General features: G+C 50.1%; 14 protein-coding genes. 12 read left to right on the plus strand and 2 right to left on the minus strand.

All coding sequences use genetic code 11. From position 1 onward, the window contains the following. Positions 1 to 13: 13 nt before the first annotated feature. Positions 14 to 568, plus strand: coding sequence for a YfiT family bacillithiol transferase (locus tag ACQ76X_RS11370; RefSeq protein WP_438493821.1), 555 nt, complete (start codon positions 14 to 16; stop codon positions 566 to 568). 80 nt (positions 569 to 648) lie between these two features. On the opposite strand, the gene ACQ76X_RS11375 is transcribed toward ACQ76X_RS11370, so the two are convergent. Then, entirely contained in the window at positions 649 to 1,503 is an 855-nt protein-coding gene (locus tag ACQ76X_RS11375; protein ID WP_438493823.1) for an alpha/beta hydrolase, read from the minus strand. Between the two features lie 178 nt (positions 1,504 to 1,681). Between ACQ76X_RS11375 and ACQ76X_RS11380 the strand changes: the two genes are divergently transcribed. The 7 genes from ACQ76X_RS11380 (at position 1,682) to ACQ76X_RS11410 (ending at position 9,689) form a co-directional block, all read left to right on the plus strand. Next, positions 1,682 to 1,882, plus strand: coding sequence for a hypothetical protein (locus ACQ76X_RS11380; RefSeq protein ID WP_438493825.1), 201 nt, complete (start codon positions 1,682 to 1,684; stop codon positions 1,880 to 1,882). Positions 1,883 to 1,899: 17 nt separating this feature from the next. Then, positions 1,900 to 3,273, plus strand: a complete 1,374-nt coding sequence (locus ACQ76X_RS11385; RefSeq protein ID WP_438493827.1) for a sensor domain-containing diguanylate cyclase — start codon at positions 1,900 to 1,902, stop codon at positions 3,271 to 3,273. Positions 3,274 to 3,428: 155 nt separating this feature from the next. Beyond that, on the plus strand, positions 3,429 to 4,181 hold the full coding sequence (locus ACQ76X_RS11390; protein ID WP_438493829.1) for a cupin domain-containing protein: 753 nt from the start codon (positions 3,429 to 3,431) through the stop codon (positions 4,179 to 4,181). A gap of 366 nt (positions 4,182 to 4,547) precedes the next feature. Then, entirely contained in the window at positions 4,548 to 5,231 is a 684-nt protein-coding gene (locus ACQ76X_RS11395) for a response regulator transcription factor (protein WP_438493831.1), read from the plus strand. Continuing rightward, on the plus strand, positions 5,228 to 6,487 hold the full coding sequence (locus ACQ76X_RS11400; RefSeq protein WP_438493834.1) for a HAMP domain-containing sensor histidine kinase: 1,260 nt from the start codon (positions 5,228 to 5,230) through the stop codon (positions 6,485 to 6,487). Before ACQ76X_RS11395 ends, ACQ76X_RS11400 begins: the two co-directional genes overlap by 4 nt. 99 nt (positions 6,488 to 6,586) lie before the next feature. Beyond that, a complete protein-coding gene (locus ACQ76X_RS11405; RefSeq protein WP_438493836.1) occupies positions 6,587 to 7,348 on the plus strand; it encodes an ABC transporter ATP-binding protein in 762 nt (253 codons plus the stop codon). Position 7,349: 1 nt separating this feature from the next. After that, positions 7,350 to 9,689, plus strand: coding sequence for an FtsX-like permease family protein (locus ACQ76X_RS11410; protein WP_438493837.1), 2,340 nt, complete (start codon positions 7,350 to 7,352; stop codon positions 9,687 to 9,689). Positions 9,690 to 9,756: 67 nt separating this feature from the next. On the opposite strand, the gene ACQ76X_RS11415 is transcribed toward ACQ76X_RS11410, so the two are convergent. Further along, positions 9,757 to 10,749 (minus strand): acrylyl-CoA reductase family protein, encoded by a 993-nt coding sequence (locus ACQ76X_RS11415; protein WP_438493839.1) that lies wholly within the window; start codon positions 10,747 to 10,749, stop codon positions 9,757 to 9,759. A 125-nt stretch (positions 10,750 to 10,874) separates the two neighbouring features. Between ACQ76X_RS11415 and ACQ76X_RS11420 the strand changes: the two genes are divergently transcribed. From ACQ76X_RS11420 to ACQ76X_RS11435, 4 genes are all read left to right on the plus strand, one after another. Beyond that, positions 10,875 to 11,477, plus strand: coding sequence for a TetR/AcrR family transcriptional regulator (locus ACQ76X_RS11420; protein WP_438493841.1), 603 nt, complete (start codon positions 10,875 to 10,877; stop codon positions 11,475 to 11,477). A 133-nt stretch (positions 11,478 to 11,610) separates the two neighbouring features. Beyond that, entirely contained in the window at positions 11,611 to 13,020 is a 1,410-nt protein-coding gene (locus ACQ76X_RS11425) for an NAD-dependent malic enzyme (RefSeq protein ID WP_438493843.1), read from the plus strand. 164 nt (positions 13,021 to 13,184) lie between these two features. Then, the gene (locus ACQ76X_RS11430) at positions 13,185 to 13,721 is read left to right on the plus strand and encodes an AAA family ATPase (RefSeq protein WP_438493845.1); all 537 of its coding nucleotides are present in this window, start codon (positions 13,185 to 13,187) and stop codon (positions 13,719 to 13,721) included. A gap of 122 nt (positions 13,722 to 13,843) precedes the next feature. Then, positions 13,844 to 14,329, plus strand: coding sequence for a hypothetical protein (locus ACQ76X_RS11435; protein ID WP_438493846.1), 486 nt, complete (start codon positions 13,844 to 13,846; stop codon positions 14,327 to 14,329). Positions 14,330 to 14,332 lie beyond the last annotated feature (3 nt).

A 14,332-nucleotide genomic window follows, 5' to 3' on the forward strand; every position in this document is an offset into this window, starting at 1 on the left:
GAGATGGACAATTATGGAGAGCTATACATCAGCAAATCAGGAACTGGATCGTTTGTGTTACCCTATCGGAAGGTTCGAAGCGGCAGATTGCCGGACAATTGAAACGCGGAATCAGTCGGTTCAAGATATCCGCCAGCTGGCGGATGTCTTAAGCAAAGCAGTAGAGCCGCTGACACTGGAGCAGCTGAACACACCCTACCGGCCAGGCGGCTGGAGCGTACGGCAAGTGGTGCATCATCTGGCAGATACGAATATGTATGCCTATCTGCGTTTAAAGCGGGGATTGACTGAGGATGCCCCCGAGATACCTTCGTACCGGCAGGACTTATGGGCGGAACAAAGCGATTACCTGGAGGAGCCCATTGAATCTTCTCTTCAGCTGCTGAAGCACCTCAACGGGAGATTTGCACTTTTGCTGGATTCAATGAACGAAGCGGACTATAATCGAACCTTTGTAAGCCTGGGACTCGGGACAATGACGCTGGATGCGGCAGTCCAAAGATATGTATGGCATAACCGTCATCATACCGCTCAAATCAGCTCATTGGTACTTCGAAGTGGCTGGTAATCGCCCCTAATTAAAAAGAGCAAGTGGTCGGGGAATATTTCCCGCCGCCTGCTCTTTCATTTTGTCCGGCCGCGGATGTCTTAGTCCCGGCTGGCTTGAACGATTTTATCGGCAATTTGCCGAGGATCCGTGTGAACGGTTGTCATATGATCGCCGGTGCCTTCGATGTAGCGGAACATTCCCAAATGGCTGGACTGGCCGGGATGCCAGCCGGAAGTCCCTTGAGGCAGCACGGCATCTTCCGTCAGGAACAGATAACTTTTAGGCAGCTGTAAGCTGTAGAATTTCTTAAGATCAAGCTTCTGAAATGCCGGACCTGCCGGCTCGGGAATAACCTTCCGGTATAGGGATTGTGCCTGCTCAAGTGTGGCTGTATTGACGAAGACGTCGCGGAACAGGCTAAAGGGCAGCATAATCGTATTGTTGCCTGATGTTTTCAGCAGATTTCCGAACAGCTCCTGGACGGGAGCGGGGAACTGGTCCGCAACGCTTTGTCCGTCCAGAGGCACAAAGGCGTCAAAAAATACGAGCCGCTTAATCCGGTCCGGAACCTGCTCGGCGGTTTTCTGGATCACAGAGCCCCCAAAGCTATGCCCAAGCAGGATTATCTCATGCAAATCTTTCTGCTTGATGAAATCTGCCACTGACTTTGTTACTTGCTCATGAGTAACCTGCGTATTCTTGTCCCCGCCATGGCCGGCATATTCCGGCGTATACACGGTATGTCCCATTTTGCGCAGTTCTGCTGCCGTCTCATCCCAGAAGCTGGCATCCACCCATGCCCCGTGCACAAGTACGAAGGTAAGACTTTGCTTGGCTTCAGGCTTGCCTTTTACAACAGCAGCATCAGCTTGTCCGGCCAACAGCGGCTGAAGTGCCAGTAGGATCAGGAATACCGCAGTCAGGCTTAAGGTGAGTTTGTTTTTTATCCACATTATTTTCGTTTACCTCCTGCTGTTGGTTTATACATCCCACAATGAGAAGGATACCCTGTAGGCGGGCAAAAGATGTGCCGGCAGGTGCAGAAAATGGAAAAAAATATGCAGGTAGACTCTGTTTCGCAATCGTTTATAATTAGTACAAATAGGCTCGCGAATACAAGGAGGTTTAGGAATGCCTTTACCACGGGGAGCAGATGCCCGGTCCAAAAAGAAGCTTAGTCTGACTTGGCTGCTTATTGCCCTGGTAACACTCGTGTTTCTGCTCACAACAACGATTTTACTCATCGGTTCATATGAATCTAAGAAAAAATCACTGATGGAAACTACACTTAATCTGAATCTGTCCAATGCCGAGAGAATGAGCAAGACTTAGATTCACTTTTTCGTTCCATGCGCAGCAGTCTGCTGTATAGCGCAGATCAGATTTCCAAGCATGAGACAGCACAGCCGGGAGCTATTGACCGCTATTTAGAGCTAATGCGCAACAGCAGCAACTATTTTAATTCGATAATTCTGATAAACGCTGACGGCGTGGTTCTTAACAATTCACCTGCATCGCTGGGGATCCTGGGGAAACCGATAGTCTCTCCTCCGGTCAAAGAAGCGCTGCGGTTAAAAAACTCATATTTATCCGCACCGTATACCACCACCTCAACCGGAAGAATGCTTTTCTTTATGAGTGAGCCGCTGTACAGCGAAGACAAAGGATATCTTGGAGTGCTCGGAGGCACCGTCTATCTGCAGGACTTCAATATCCTCAATATGATTTTCGGGAATAATAACATAGATGATTCCGGCTCTTATTACTACATCGTCAGCTCTGAAGGGCATGTGCTGTTCCATCCCGATAAAGAGCGGATGAATGAAGATGTTAGCGCTAATAAGGTGGTACAGAAGCTGATGAAAGGTGAAAGCGGGCAAATGGAGGCGCTAAATGTAAAGGGGCAGTCCATGCTAGCCGGCTTTTCCGCCGTTCCGGCGAATGGCTGGGGAATCGTCGTCGTTTCACCTGTAGATTTCATTCAGGAACAATTAATGGCCCATATGCGCAAGATTCTTGCTTATACGATTATTCCTTTTGTAATTTTGCTGATTTTTGTTTTTCTGCTGGCCCACCAGTTGGCCAAGCCATTCGTGTTTCTAGCTGACCTGGTGAACAGGATCGGCAAAGACAATATGAAGGTGCCTGAACTGAAACCTCATTGGAACCGGGAAGCGGATCTGCTGACCAAAGCAGTCGTTATGGCCTGGAAAGATATCCAGAAGCAGAATGATCAACTGGCCCAGGAGGCGATGACCGATCTGCTGACGGGGCTTGTGAACCGCAGATCACTGGAAATCAGTATGAATCAGTGGATCGCCGCGCGAATGCCTTTTTCCCTGATCGTCCTGGATGTGGACAAGTTCAAATTTGTGAATGATACGTATGGCCATTTGACTGGTGATGAGGTGCTGCGCCAGGTAGCCGGAATTATCAGCGCCAATGTCCGTCCAGGAGATGTATGCTGCCGTTTCGGCGGAGAAGAGTTTGTAGTGCTGCTTCCAAGGACAAAGGCTGAAGATGCTTATATCGTCGCCGAAAGAATCCGCAAGACATTGGAGAAAAGCGATGTTCCTCTGGCTATGCGGGTAACTTCCTCACAGGGCATTGCCCATTATCCCACTCACGGCGTTTCGCTGGAAGAACTGCTTGGACAGGCGGACCGGGCGCTATATGCAGCCAAGAATAGAGGCAGAAACCGGACCATTATCGCCGGTGAATAAGGTCGCAGCATCTTTGCGGAAATTTAATAAGCTGTATCCATGGGGCAATTTTATTCCTGGGCTTGGAGTGAGAAAGTCGTCACCTGGGCCTGGGCGAATACATATCCTACTGCAGAACGAATAAAAAACGGTCAGCAGAAGGGAAGGATTGCAAAGTGACGTCATACATGGATTACAAGTCTCCCAATACACAGTTTACTTTTGATGTAAACAGCAATACAACGTTTAAGAAGGATGCCAACAACTATATCAATACCTTGTCGATTAAGGAATTGAACACCCTGGATAACACGTCTCTGCTTGATATTTTCCTCAGCAAATCCAATGTCGTCGAACCGCATTATCACCAAAATGCTGCGGAGCTGGTCTATTGCATCTCCGGTGCGGCAGTGGTTTCCATAATCAATCCCTTTACGAATGAGCTGCTGCATTTCCCGATCTGTCCCGGCCAAGTAGCGAATGTGCCGCAGGGGTGGTGGCATTATGAGGTCGCAACGATGGATTGCACCCATCTGCTGGCTATCTTTAATGCGCCTGTCCCGGAAGTGATTCTGGGTTCGGACATTCTGAGTCTCACACCGGCGAATGTACTTGCCCATACTTACTGTCTTAACGAAGCTAAAGTGAAGGATGCACTGGCTCCGCTTCAACCGGGTACCTTTATCGGACCGCCTGCGGACTGCTGTGAACCTTCAAAGATGGCAGGTGAAAATATCGCAGCCCCTAATATGGCTCCTCACATGCCTATGCATGCTCCGCATGCCCCGCAAGCGCACTCCTTCGGGTACCAGCCATACGCCAGTCCCGGCTATTATGGCCAGCCTTATGTTCAGCAGTATCACCAGCAGCCTTATGCCCAGGCCTACCCGGTTTATCAGAATGTGGTGAACCCTCCGGAGAATCTGTAATCTTTCTCACGGACCATCACCAACTGAAGCCTCAGTGCTATCCTGAACCCGTCGAATTGACGGGTTTATTTATTTTGACTCTATTTTCATGGTATCGTAGAGAGAGAATTATAGGCTTGTAAATTTTAATGATATATAAAATGAACTTAATCACTACATAAAAGGGCAAAAGTAGCAAAGGGGAAATTTGGAACTGTAGGAGCGATAGCGACCGCCTTTGTCACCGGATTTCCACCGCATATAGCGGGATAAATCAAGAAATTCTTACGACAACAGCGGCCGGAAGTCCAAATATTCACCGTAGTTACGTCCTCGCCCAAATGGGAAAATCTTAAATTCAATCTATACAGATGGAGATTATGCAAAATGAGATATGATGTCTTAATTGTCGACGATGAGGCTGTGCTTGCGGAAACTACCTGCGAATATCTGAATATGTTCGAGGTGCGGACCGCTTATGTAACCAGTGCGGCAGAATGTGAGCAGTTTGTACAGGAGCATGAACCGTCACTTATTCTACTGGATATTAACTTGGGTGGAAGCTCGGGTTTTGATCTGTGCAAAAAACTAAGAGGGACCCTGCAGATCCCGATTCTGTTCATAAGTGCCCGTTCCAGCGACGATGATATTCTTATTGCGCTCAACATTGGCGGAGACGATTACATCCATAAACCCTATACACTCAGTGTGCTGCTGGCAAAAGTAAAGGCTGTGCTGAAGCGTTACAGTAACAAGGATCAAGCGGAACTGCTGGAGTTCGGCCAGGTGCGGATTGATACCAAGCTCTCCCGTGTTCTCGTAAACGGAGAGGAGATCCGTTTCAAAACCATGGAGTACAAGCTGCTCTGTTATTTGGTACAGCATAAGAACCGGGTGGTGCCGAAGGAAGAACTGTTCGCCAAAGTATGGGAAGATTCGTTTACCGGTGATGGAACGCTGAATGTGCATATCCGCCATCTGCGTGAAAAGATCGAATACGATCCCAACAGGCCGCAGTATATCAAGACCGTTTGGGGAAAGGGCTATGTGCTGGAGGATAGTTCGCGATGAGGTCCAGGGGAGTGCTCCTGACAATGCTCGCCGTTTTTATTGCAGGAGTTGTTTTTTCGCTGTCCATCATCCCGGAAAGCATTGACATGAGGCTGGATATGGTTATGGCCAACGATGTGCTGAAGACCGTTGAGAAGAACTGGGAGCGGATTGAGCAAGGAGATTACAGCGGCGTCACTCAGCAATTCGCTGTATTGGATCAAGAGGGCCTGTTGCGCTACCAAACGGCGGATGGAATGTTCACGGGGCTGAAAGATGCCATCCGCAACAGGGATGCAATCCTTGACGTAACGGTGCAGGGAGTGACGGCAGGCAAGCTCATTATCCGGGAGGATTACAGCACAAAGCTCCAGCAGAACAAGCACCAGCTGGCGACGGTCATCACGGTCAGCTTTTTCATGATGCTGGTATTGGGCGGGCTTTATGTTTTTTATTTGCAGCGGGCCTTTATCTCACCCTTCAAGAAACTGCAGGGTTTCGCACGGAACGTGGCCCGGGGGAATCTGGAAGTTCCGCTCAACATGAACAAAGACAATCCGTTCGGCGTTTTTACCGAAAGCTTTGACATTATGCGTGAACAACTTGCTGCGGCCAGGAAAAGCGAATATGAAGCCAACCGCAGTAAAAAAGAGCTGGTGGCCAGCCTAAGTCATGATATAAAAACCCCAGTTGCTTCGATTAAGGCGGTCAGCGAACTGATGCTGCTTCGCGCAATGGACGCTAAGGACATACGGCAGCTGAACATGATTAACGCCAAAGCGGAGCAGATAGATCTTATGGTAACGGATATGTTTCATGCGACGCTGGAGGAGCTGCAGGAATTAAAAGTTAAGGGAACTGAGGAATACAGCAGTATCCTGGATGATATCCTGCAAAATGCCGACCTGGATAACCGGATATTTCACGACCCGATCCCGGAGTGCATGATTTATGCGGATGCGCTGCGACTGCAGCAGGTTTTCGACAACATCCTTAGCAACTCCTATAAATATGCAAATACTGCGGTAACCGTTGTTACTTACCTAACCTCCGGTTATTTACAAATCGATATTATGGATTACGGCAAAGGTGTAGACCCGGATGAGCTGCCGCTGCTGTTCAACAAATTCTACCGGGGACAAAATATTACCGGTCAGGCCGGAGCGGGACTCGGTCTTTATATTTCCAAATACCTGATGCAAGGCATGCAAGGGGAGATTGAATGCAGCAATCGTGATGGCGGCTTTACGGTAAGCCTGCGATTAAAGCTGGTGTAAACGAATTAAGGATTGGTTAAGGTTTCGGCAAAGAAGGATTAAGAATTGATTGTGTATGATAGATCTGCAAGCTACTAATGAACAAAGGATGATCCATTCATGCAGAATACAATTCTCAGAACCGAAAAATTATGTAAAAGCTTCTCTTCCGGCGGAGTACAGCAGCATGTGCTGAAAAATTTGGATATCAGCCTGATGGAAGGGGATTTCACGATTATCATGGGCAGTTCGGGTTCGGGCAAATCGACACTGCTGTATGCCCTGTCCGGTATGGACAGACCGTCGCTCGGTGAAGTTCATTTCGCAAATGCCAACATCGCCAAGCTGAGCAATGACCAGCTTGCCATATTCCGCAGAAACCATTGCGGATTTGTCTTCCAGCAAATCTATCTGCTGGACAACATGAGTGTGCTCGACAATATGCTTGCGAGCGCTCTGCTGGTGAGCCGGGATAAGCGGGAGCTGACCGCTAAAGCTAAGCAATTGCTTAGCCAGGTAGGGCTGGAGGAGGCCACATGGGGCAAGTTTCCTTCGCAGCTGTCCGGCGGTGAAGCCCAGCGGGCCGGAATTGTGCGTGCGCTGATCAATGATCCCGAGATCGTGTTCGCGGACGAGCCTACGGGAGCGCTGAATTCCGCATCAAGCACCAATGTGCTCGATATCATGACCCGGATCAACCGGAGCGGACAAAGCATTGTCATGGTGACCCATGATCTCAAAACGGCTTTGCGCGGGAACCGGATCCTGTACCTGCGCGACGGGATGATTTTCGGTGATCTTCGGCTGGATGCTTATGACGAAGGGCAGTATCAGGAAAGGCATGACAAGCTGGATGCCTTTCTTGCTGAAATGGGGTGGTAAGATGAACGTTCTCAACCTCTCCTGGGCCAATATCAAAAAAAGAAAGGGAGCAGCCTTTTCCCTGTTCATCCTGATTTTGACGGCTTCCTTACTGCTCAATATCGGCATCACGATTGTCTCGGGGATGGGAAGTTTCTATGAGACGAAGGCCGATGAGCTGCATGATGCGCATGCAGCAATTACGATGTCAGCTTCTCATTTTAAGCCCTCCTCTGAGGACTATATTAAATCCTATGAAGGGATAAAGGAACAGGAAACGGAACAGATTATCCTCATCCCCAAGGCTGCAATCCGCTATGACAAAAGCATCGATAATGATTTCAGTCTGCGTATCGCACTTCTGAATGCAGATAACAACCGCAACATCGCACCGCTTAAACTAGTCGAGTCCTTGCCGGCAAATGATGAAGCTGGGATCTTAGCCCCCTATTCTTTGAAAGCCAGCGGAGGCTACCAGTTGGGTGATTCCTTCAGTTTTACCTATCTGAATGTGACTTACAGCTACAAAATTACCGGATTTTTCGAGTCTACTTTGATGGGCATGCCAAATCTGGCCCTGATGAAATTTTATTTACCGGATAGCACCTACCGTGAACTTCAACACAAGCTGGGAGCTGATGCAGAGGGGATCCTCCAGTCGGCAGTGTTCAAGGACAGCAGCCAGTCTGCATCATTCTTAAGAGATTACAGTGCCGAGTTTCCGGGGCTTAACGACTCGAACGATATCAATTACTGGAGCGGTGATATCGGACAGGCCGAAAGTTCTACGCTCATGATCAATATTGTCGCGATGATTCTGATTGTTTTTGCAGCCATTATTGTGGTGGTGTCGCTGATTGTCATCAAGTTCCGCATTGCGGACAGCATTGAAGAGGGTATGGTAAACATCGGTGTGCTCAAGGCACTGGGATATACGAGCCGGCAGATACTTTCTTCCTTTGCCCTGCAATTTACGCTGACCGGTCTTGCCGGGAGCCTTGCCGGTGTGGCGCTTTCCTACGCTGTGGTTCCGGCGTTCGGAGGCATCATCGCCTCCTTGACAGGTCTGCGCTGGCCTGGCGGAACTCCATTAGGCAACTCGCTGATCAGTATTGCTATCCTTATGATGCTTGTATGGGCAGTGGCGATGGGTTCAGCCTGGCGTGTGCGCAGACTGCAGCCGGTCGCGGCGCTGCGTGGCGGGATTCTGACACATAATTTCAAGCGCAATCACCTTCCATTGCATAAGGCCAAGGGAGGCCTTCAATTTCTGCTGGCCTGCAAAACAATGCTTGCCAATAGCCGCCAGAACCTGATGATTGGCTGTATTATAACGGTGATTACGGTTGCATCCGTCTTTTCGGCTGTGCTTTACTATAATATTTCCACAGATAAAACGGCCTTCTTTCAAATGACCGGTGCCGAAACACCCAATGTGGGAATTCAAGTTCAGCAGGGGCAGGACAGTGAACGTCTGCTGAAGGAGATTAAAGGGATGAACGGCGTCGAAAAAGCGATCTTTCAGGATTACCTCACGGTAACGATCAATGGACGCCTGGTGTGGACTGATTTCTCCGATGATTATGAGCAGATGGACAATAACACAGTGGTGAAAGGCCGCTATCCGAAATATGATAACGAAATTGTGATTACCAGCACTTTGTCCAGGCTGCTGGGGAAAAGTATCGGTGATACGATAAATGTTGATTTGGGCAAAGTGTCCGAACCGTTTCTGATCACCGGCCTGAGCCAATCCTTAAGCGCAGATGCATCCCTGGCGCTTGAAGGTGTGCAGCGGCTGATGCCGGGCCAACAGGCGATGTCTATTAACGTCTATCTGGATGGCACTACCTCTCCGGAGTTTATTGAAGCTGTGAAATCACAATATCCGGATATGCTTCAGTCTGTAACCAATGCGGATAAATCCATTGGGGACCAGATGAAAGTGTATGTATCAGCCATTTTCTCCATTATGGTTGTGATTCTGGCAATTACTGTACTTACTGTTAGCTTAATTCTCTACCTGGTAATTCAGACAGGCATCCTGAAACGGAAGCGGGAACTGGGCATAATGCGTGCCTTAGGTTACACGACATTCCAACTGAGAACGCAAATAGCCATGAGCTTTCTCCCTGTAGTAACGGTGGGCGTTCTCATCGGTGCTTGCCTGGGCGGTCTTTATACCAATTCCATGCTCGAAATGCTGCTCTCCGGTGCTGGAATCGCACAGGTGAACTTTACTATACAGGCCCCGATGATCATAGGACTGGGCATAGGCCTTATCTTGTTCTCTTACCTCATATCCATGCTGGTCTCCCGCCGGATCAAACGGATTACGGCTTATGAATTGATCACAGAGTAGACAGTTTCATTATGCTTAAAAAAGCCACCCGGGTATGATTTCCCGGGTGGCTGTAGTTGTATTAGGACTAAGAGAGGCGGACAATTACCCGGCCTCTGGTATTCGATTTAAGGATGTCTTCCAATGTGGCGGGCAGCTCACTCAAGGCGATCTCCCGGTCGACCAGCTCCTCAAGCACCGCAGGCTTCAAATCACTTGCCATACGCTGCCAAATCTTCAGCCGTTTCTCCATTGGGCAGGAGACGGAATCAATGCCAAGCAGGCTTACACCGCGCAGGATAAAAGGCATCACGGTCGTCGGGACTGCCGTTCCTGCAGTCAAGCCGCTTGCGGCAACGGCGCCGCCGTAGGCGATCTTGCTGAGCACTGCCGCAAGCGGGCCGCCGCCTACGGAATCAACGGCAGCCTGCCACAGCTGCTTGTCAAGCGGCTTGCCTGTACCATCGCCGACATCTCCGCGGGAGATGACCTCGGCTGCACCCAGGGTCTGCAGATAACCGGCTTCTTCCGTTCTGCCGGTGCTGGCTGTGACCGCGTATCCTTTATGGGCCAGCATCGCTACGGCTGTTCCGCCGACACCGCCGGTTGCGCCGGTTACCAGCAGCTTGCCCTTGTCCGGCGCTGCTCCGTTATCCTCCAGCGCTTGAATCGACAAGGCAGCCGTTAAACCGGCGGTGCCGTAGATCATCGCTTCGCGCAGGGAAAGACCTTCCGGCAGCGGAAGGACCCATTCGGCAGGAATCCGGGCATACTCGCTGAAGCCGCCGAAATGGGATACGCCAATGCCGTAGCTGGTAGCAATGACGGGTTGTCCTTCCTGGAACCGGCTGTCTGCTGAAGACACAACGATTCCGGACAGATCAATGCCCGGGATGAAGGGATAATTGCGGAGAATGTTTCCATTCGGAATGCTGGCTAAGCCGTCCTTATAGTTCACGCTGGAGTAGGATACCTTGATCAGCACTTCACCGGCAGGCAATTTCCCAAGTGTCACCGGTTGTACAGCTACTGAAAACGTGTCTGTTTTGTCCACAACCAAAGCTTGAAATGTTTCAGGCATGAGTTTTCGCTCCTGTTCTTCTACGTTCTGTGATAGGTAAGTCAGTTATATAATATTTATTCTGACCGGTCAACTTTTTTAGTGCTATGATATTAAGTACATAACAGTCTAATCGTGGAGGTCCAATGGTACGCTACAAGAAATCCGAAGAGAAACGCAAGCAGATTCTGTATGCAGCCTTTCAGGCGCTGACAGAAAGCGGCTATGATTCCGTGACCTTGCAGACCATCGCAGATCATGCCGAAGTCAGCAAAGGGGTCGTGCATTACTATTTCGAGAATAAGGAGGCTGTGCTGGTTGAACTGCTGGCATGGCTGACAGGTAAAATATCGGCGAAAGAGCAGACGGCGGTGCAGGAGCAGCATACGGCAACGGGCAAGCTTGCCGCCTATATTGATTCGGCGTTTGCCGGTCCCGCCCAAAACCGCTCATTTTACCGCGTGTACCTCGATTTCCTGGCCCGGGCGAGCCGGATTCCCGTGTACCGGGAAATCAACCAGCGCTTCTATGACAGCTGTGCAGCCATCAGCACCGAAGTGCTGAACCTGGGCCAGGAGGAAGGGATATTCTCCAGGGAGCTGACCCCGGACAAGACCTCGCCGGTGATCCGTGCAATAATCGATGGTTGTCTGATCCAGTGGCTGATGACCGATGACGATGACGATGACCTTCATGCCACTTTCAAAGAATCCTGTTATACAGCAATTATAAAGGTGCTGAGTGTCTGAACCCTTGTGAAGTAAATGACAGGTACGTACATTGTGAACGTGGGACCAATAGTTCAACGGGAAAGTTTTTTTTGTACATTCTGTGAACTGTAGTATATTGGTCATAGAACGCTTAGAGAAGGAGGCTTATTCTATGTCCATTGCGACAACGATGATTATCCGTCTGGAAATCCGTAAATCGGTTGCATCTTTTGGTGATGTTGCTTCAGCGCTTGCTTCAGCGGGCGGGGATATTGTGGCCATTGACGTCATTCGTGCTGGCAAGGATATGACGACAAGAGATATTACCGTAAACGTACAGGATGCGGGCAATAAGGAGATTATTACGATACTGTCGAACATGCCGGGGATTAAGGTTATCAATGTATCCGACCGGACGTTTCTGGCCCACCTTGGCGGGAAGATTGAGATCACACCCAAAATGCCGATCAAGAACCGGGAGGATCTGTCACTGGTGTATACACCTGGTGTTGCCCGTGTCTGCATGGCGATTGCCGAGGATCCGGGTAAAGCCTATTCGCTGACGATGAAAAGAAACACGGTTGCCGTCGTCACCGACGGAACTGCGGTACTCGGCCTCGGTGATATCGGACCGCAGGCGGCCATGCCGGTCATGGAGGGCAAGGCGATGCTCTTTAAGCAATTGGCAGATATCGATGCGTTTCCCTTATGTCTGGACACCAAGGATCCGGAGGAAATCATCGCGATTGTGAAAGCGGTTTCCGCTGGTTTCGGCGGCATCAACCTGGAGGATATCAGCTCACCCCGCTGCTTCGAAATTGAACGGCGCCTCTCCGCCGAGCTGGATATCCCCGTGTTTCATGACGATCAGCATGGCACGGCGGTTGTGGCTTTGGCGGGTCTTTTAAATGCCTTGAAAGTGGTGGACAAGCACATCGCTTCCTGCAGAATTGTCGTGGTCGGCATTGGAGCAGCCGGCGTCTCCATCTGCCGCCTGCTGCTGGCAGCGGGAGCCCGCAGCATTTATGCCGTTGACCGGGAGGGGATTCTCAGCAGAGAGCAAGCTTACGGGAATGCCGAATGGCGCTGGCTGGCGGATAACACCAATCCTGAGGGTTTAACCGGCGGATTGACGGAGGCGCTCCAGGGGGCGGATGTGTTTATCGGCGTATCCAGCGGTGGCATTCTGAACATCAGCCACCTGCAGAGCATGGCCAAGGACAACATCGTCTTTGCCATGGCCAATCCCAATCCGGAGATCGAACCTGAACTGGCAGAACCGTATGCCCGCGTGCTGGCGACCGGAAGAAGCGATTATCCGAACCAGATCAACAATGTGCTCTGTTTTCCGGGGATTTTTCGCGGAGCGCTGGATTGCAGGGCAAGAGAGGTGAATCTGGAGATGAAGCTGGCTGCAGCACAGGCCATTGCTTCGGTTGTACAGGAGGATGAGCGGAATGAGCAGTATATCATTCCGAGTATTTTTAATGAGAAAGTGGTGGAGCAGGTACGGCTGGCAGTGATCAAGGCAGCTATCACCACCCGTACGGCGCGCCGTATTCCTCCGGATATTTCGGACTGAGGTCACCAAAGAGCAAGCGAAAAACCTGCGGCCACAACGGCCTCGCGGGTTATTTGCTTTGCGTCCGCTTCAATATTTGCCGCCGGGGAGTGAAATGTGCCGCTGTATCTTTTAAGTGAAAAATTATACAATTATAAATAATCATTACATGTTCAGGAGGAGCCATGTTCAGCAGGATACATATTATGGGGGCTTCCGGATCCGGCACAACCACGCTCGGTCAGGCGCTGGCAGAGAAGCTGCCGCATGTGCATCTGGATAGCGACGACTATTTCTGGGAGCACAAATTCACGAAGCAGAGTGACAAGACGCAGAGACTGGCTGCAATCAAGCGGGACTTGGATCATGCCGGAACATGGATACTTTCCGGGGCTGTCTGTGGCTGGGGAGATGAACTTCGCGCTTATTTTGACCTGGTAATCTTTCTGTGGATTCCACCGGAGCTCCGGCTGGAGCGCTTAAAGGCAAGAGAATATGAGCGGTATGGGAAGGGAATTCTGCCGGGTGGGAGCAAATTTACAGATGTGCAGGTTTTTTTGGAATGGGCCGCTTTATATGATACGGCAGGTGTGGAGGTCAGAAGCAGAACACTGCATGAGGAATGGATGTCTGAGCTGGGCTGTCCGGTACTGCGGTTAACAGGGGAAATGTCGGTAGATGAACGTGTGGAGGCTGTGCTGAGCCATCTGTCCAGTCAATGATAAGGAGAGAAAGAGCGTGGTAAGAAGGAGCCGTTTGAGCTGCGGGTTAAGGGATGACGGTTTATAGGATCAAGGTGTGATGTGAAAGTCAAAGTTGAATGTAATCATGGGGAGTGTATAAGATGTACAACCGGGGGATTGCTTGTTGTCTTAGTGTGGTTCTGGCTGCTGTGGTGTTTGCCGGCTGCGGTGTCGACCAGAAACAGAAGGATGTGTATGGCAACAACAAGGTGATCGTGCAGAGCGGAGACAGCTTGACTTACAAGGATCGTATAGGTGAAGTGACTGCACAGGATGCCGAACTTACGTTTAACGGCTTCTATGGATCGGATACTTTGTGGAGCATTGAGGCAGCGGAGGAAGGCAAGCTTGGCATCGAGTTTGAGCAGGATATCACCAAAGGAAAGTTTAAAGTCGTATTCATAACTCCTGAAGAGGAAACGGTAGTCATTGCCGAAGGCAGCGCTGAAGGTTCGGTGGAACTGCCGCTTATCAAAGGAAACAGCCGGATTAAAATTGTCGGAAACAAAGGCAAGGGCAATGTGAACCTTCATCTGACAGCTGGAAAAGGAATTGAAGTCGATACCGTCGATTCAGACAGGTGGTAGACT

This window comes from Paenibacillus sp. IHBB 3054 (assembly GCF_051594305.1).
In the GTDB taxonomy this organism is placed as follows: Bacteria; Bacillota; Bacilli; order Paenibacillales; family Paenibacillaceae; genus Paenibacillus_AQ.

Coding starts and splice junctions, on each gene's coding strand:
- ACQ76X_RS11370 (WP_438493821.1), top strand. CDS start 14: ATGGAGAGCTATACATCAGCAAATCAGGAACTGGATCGTTTGTGTTAC.
- ACQ76X_RS11375 (WP_438493823.1), bottom strand. CDS start 1,503: ATGTGGATAAAAAACAAACTCACCTTAAGCCTGACTGCGGTATTCCTG.
- ACQ76X_RS11380 (WP_438493825.1), top strand. CDS start 1,682: ATGCCTTTACCACGGGGAGCAGATGCCCGGTCCAAAAAGAAGCTTAGT.
- ACQ76X_RS11385 (WP_438493827.1), top strand. CDS start 1,900: ATGCGCAGCAGTCTGCTGTATAGCGCAGATCAGATTTCCAAGCATGAG.
- ACQ76X_RS11395 (WP_438493831.1), top strand. CDS start 4,548: ATGAGATATGATGTCTTAATTGTCGACGATGAGGCTGTGCTTGCGGAA.
- ACQ76X_RS11400 (WP_438493834.1), top strand. CDS start 5,228: ATGAGGTCCAGGGGAGTGCTCCTGACAATGCTCGCCGTTTTTATTGCA.
- ACQ76X_RS11405 (WP_438493836.1), top strand. CDS start 6,587: ATGCAGAATACAATTCTCAGAACCGAAAAATTATGTAAAAGCTTCTCT.
- ACQ76X_RS11410 (WP_438493837.1), top strand. CDS start 7,350: ATGAACGTTCTCAACCTCTCCTGGGCCAATATCAAAAAAAGAAAGGGA.
- ACQ76X_RS11415 (WP_438493839.1), bottom strand. CDS start 10,749: ATGCCTGAAACATTTCAAGCTTTGGTTGTGGACAAAACAGACACGTTT.
- ACQ76X_RS11420 (WP_438493841.1), top strand. CDS start 10,875: ATGGTACGCTACAAGAAATCCGAAGAGAAACGCAAGCAGATTCTGTAT.
- ACQ76X_RS11425 (WP_438493843.1), top strand. CDS start 11,611: ATGTCCATTGCGACAACGATGATTATCCGTCTGGAAATCCGTAAATCG.
- ACQ76X_RS11430 (WP_438493845.1), top strand. CDS start 13,185: ATGTTCAGCAGGATACATATTATGGGGGCTTCCGGATCCGGCACAACC.
- ACQ76X_RS11435 (WP_438493846.1), top strand. CDS start 13,844: ATGTACAACCGGGGGATTGCTTGTTGTCTTAGTGTGGTTCTGGCTGCT.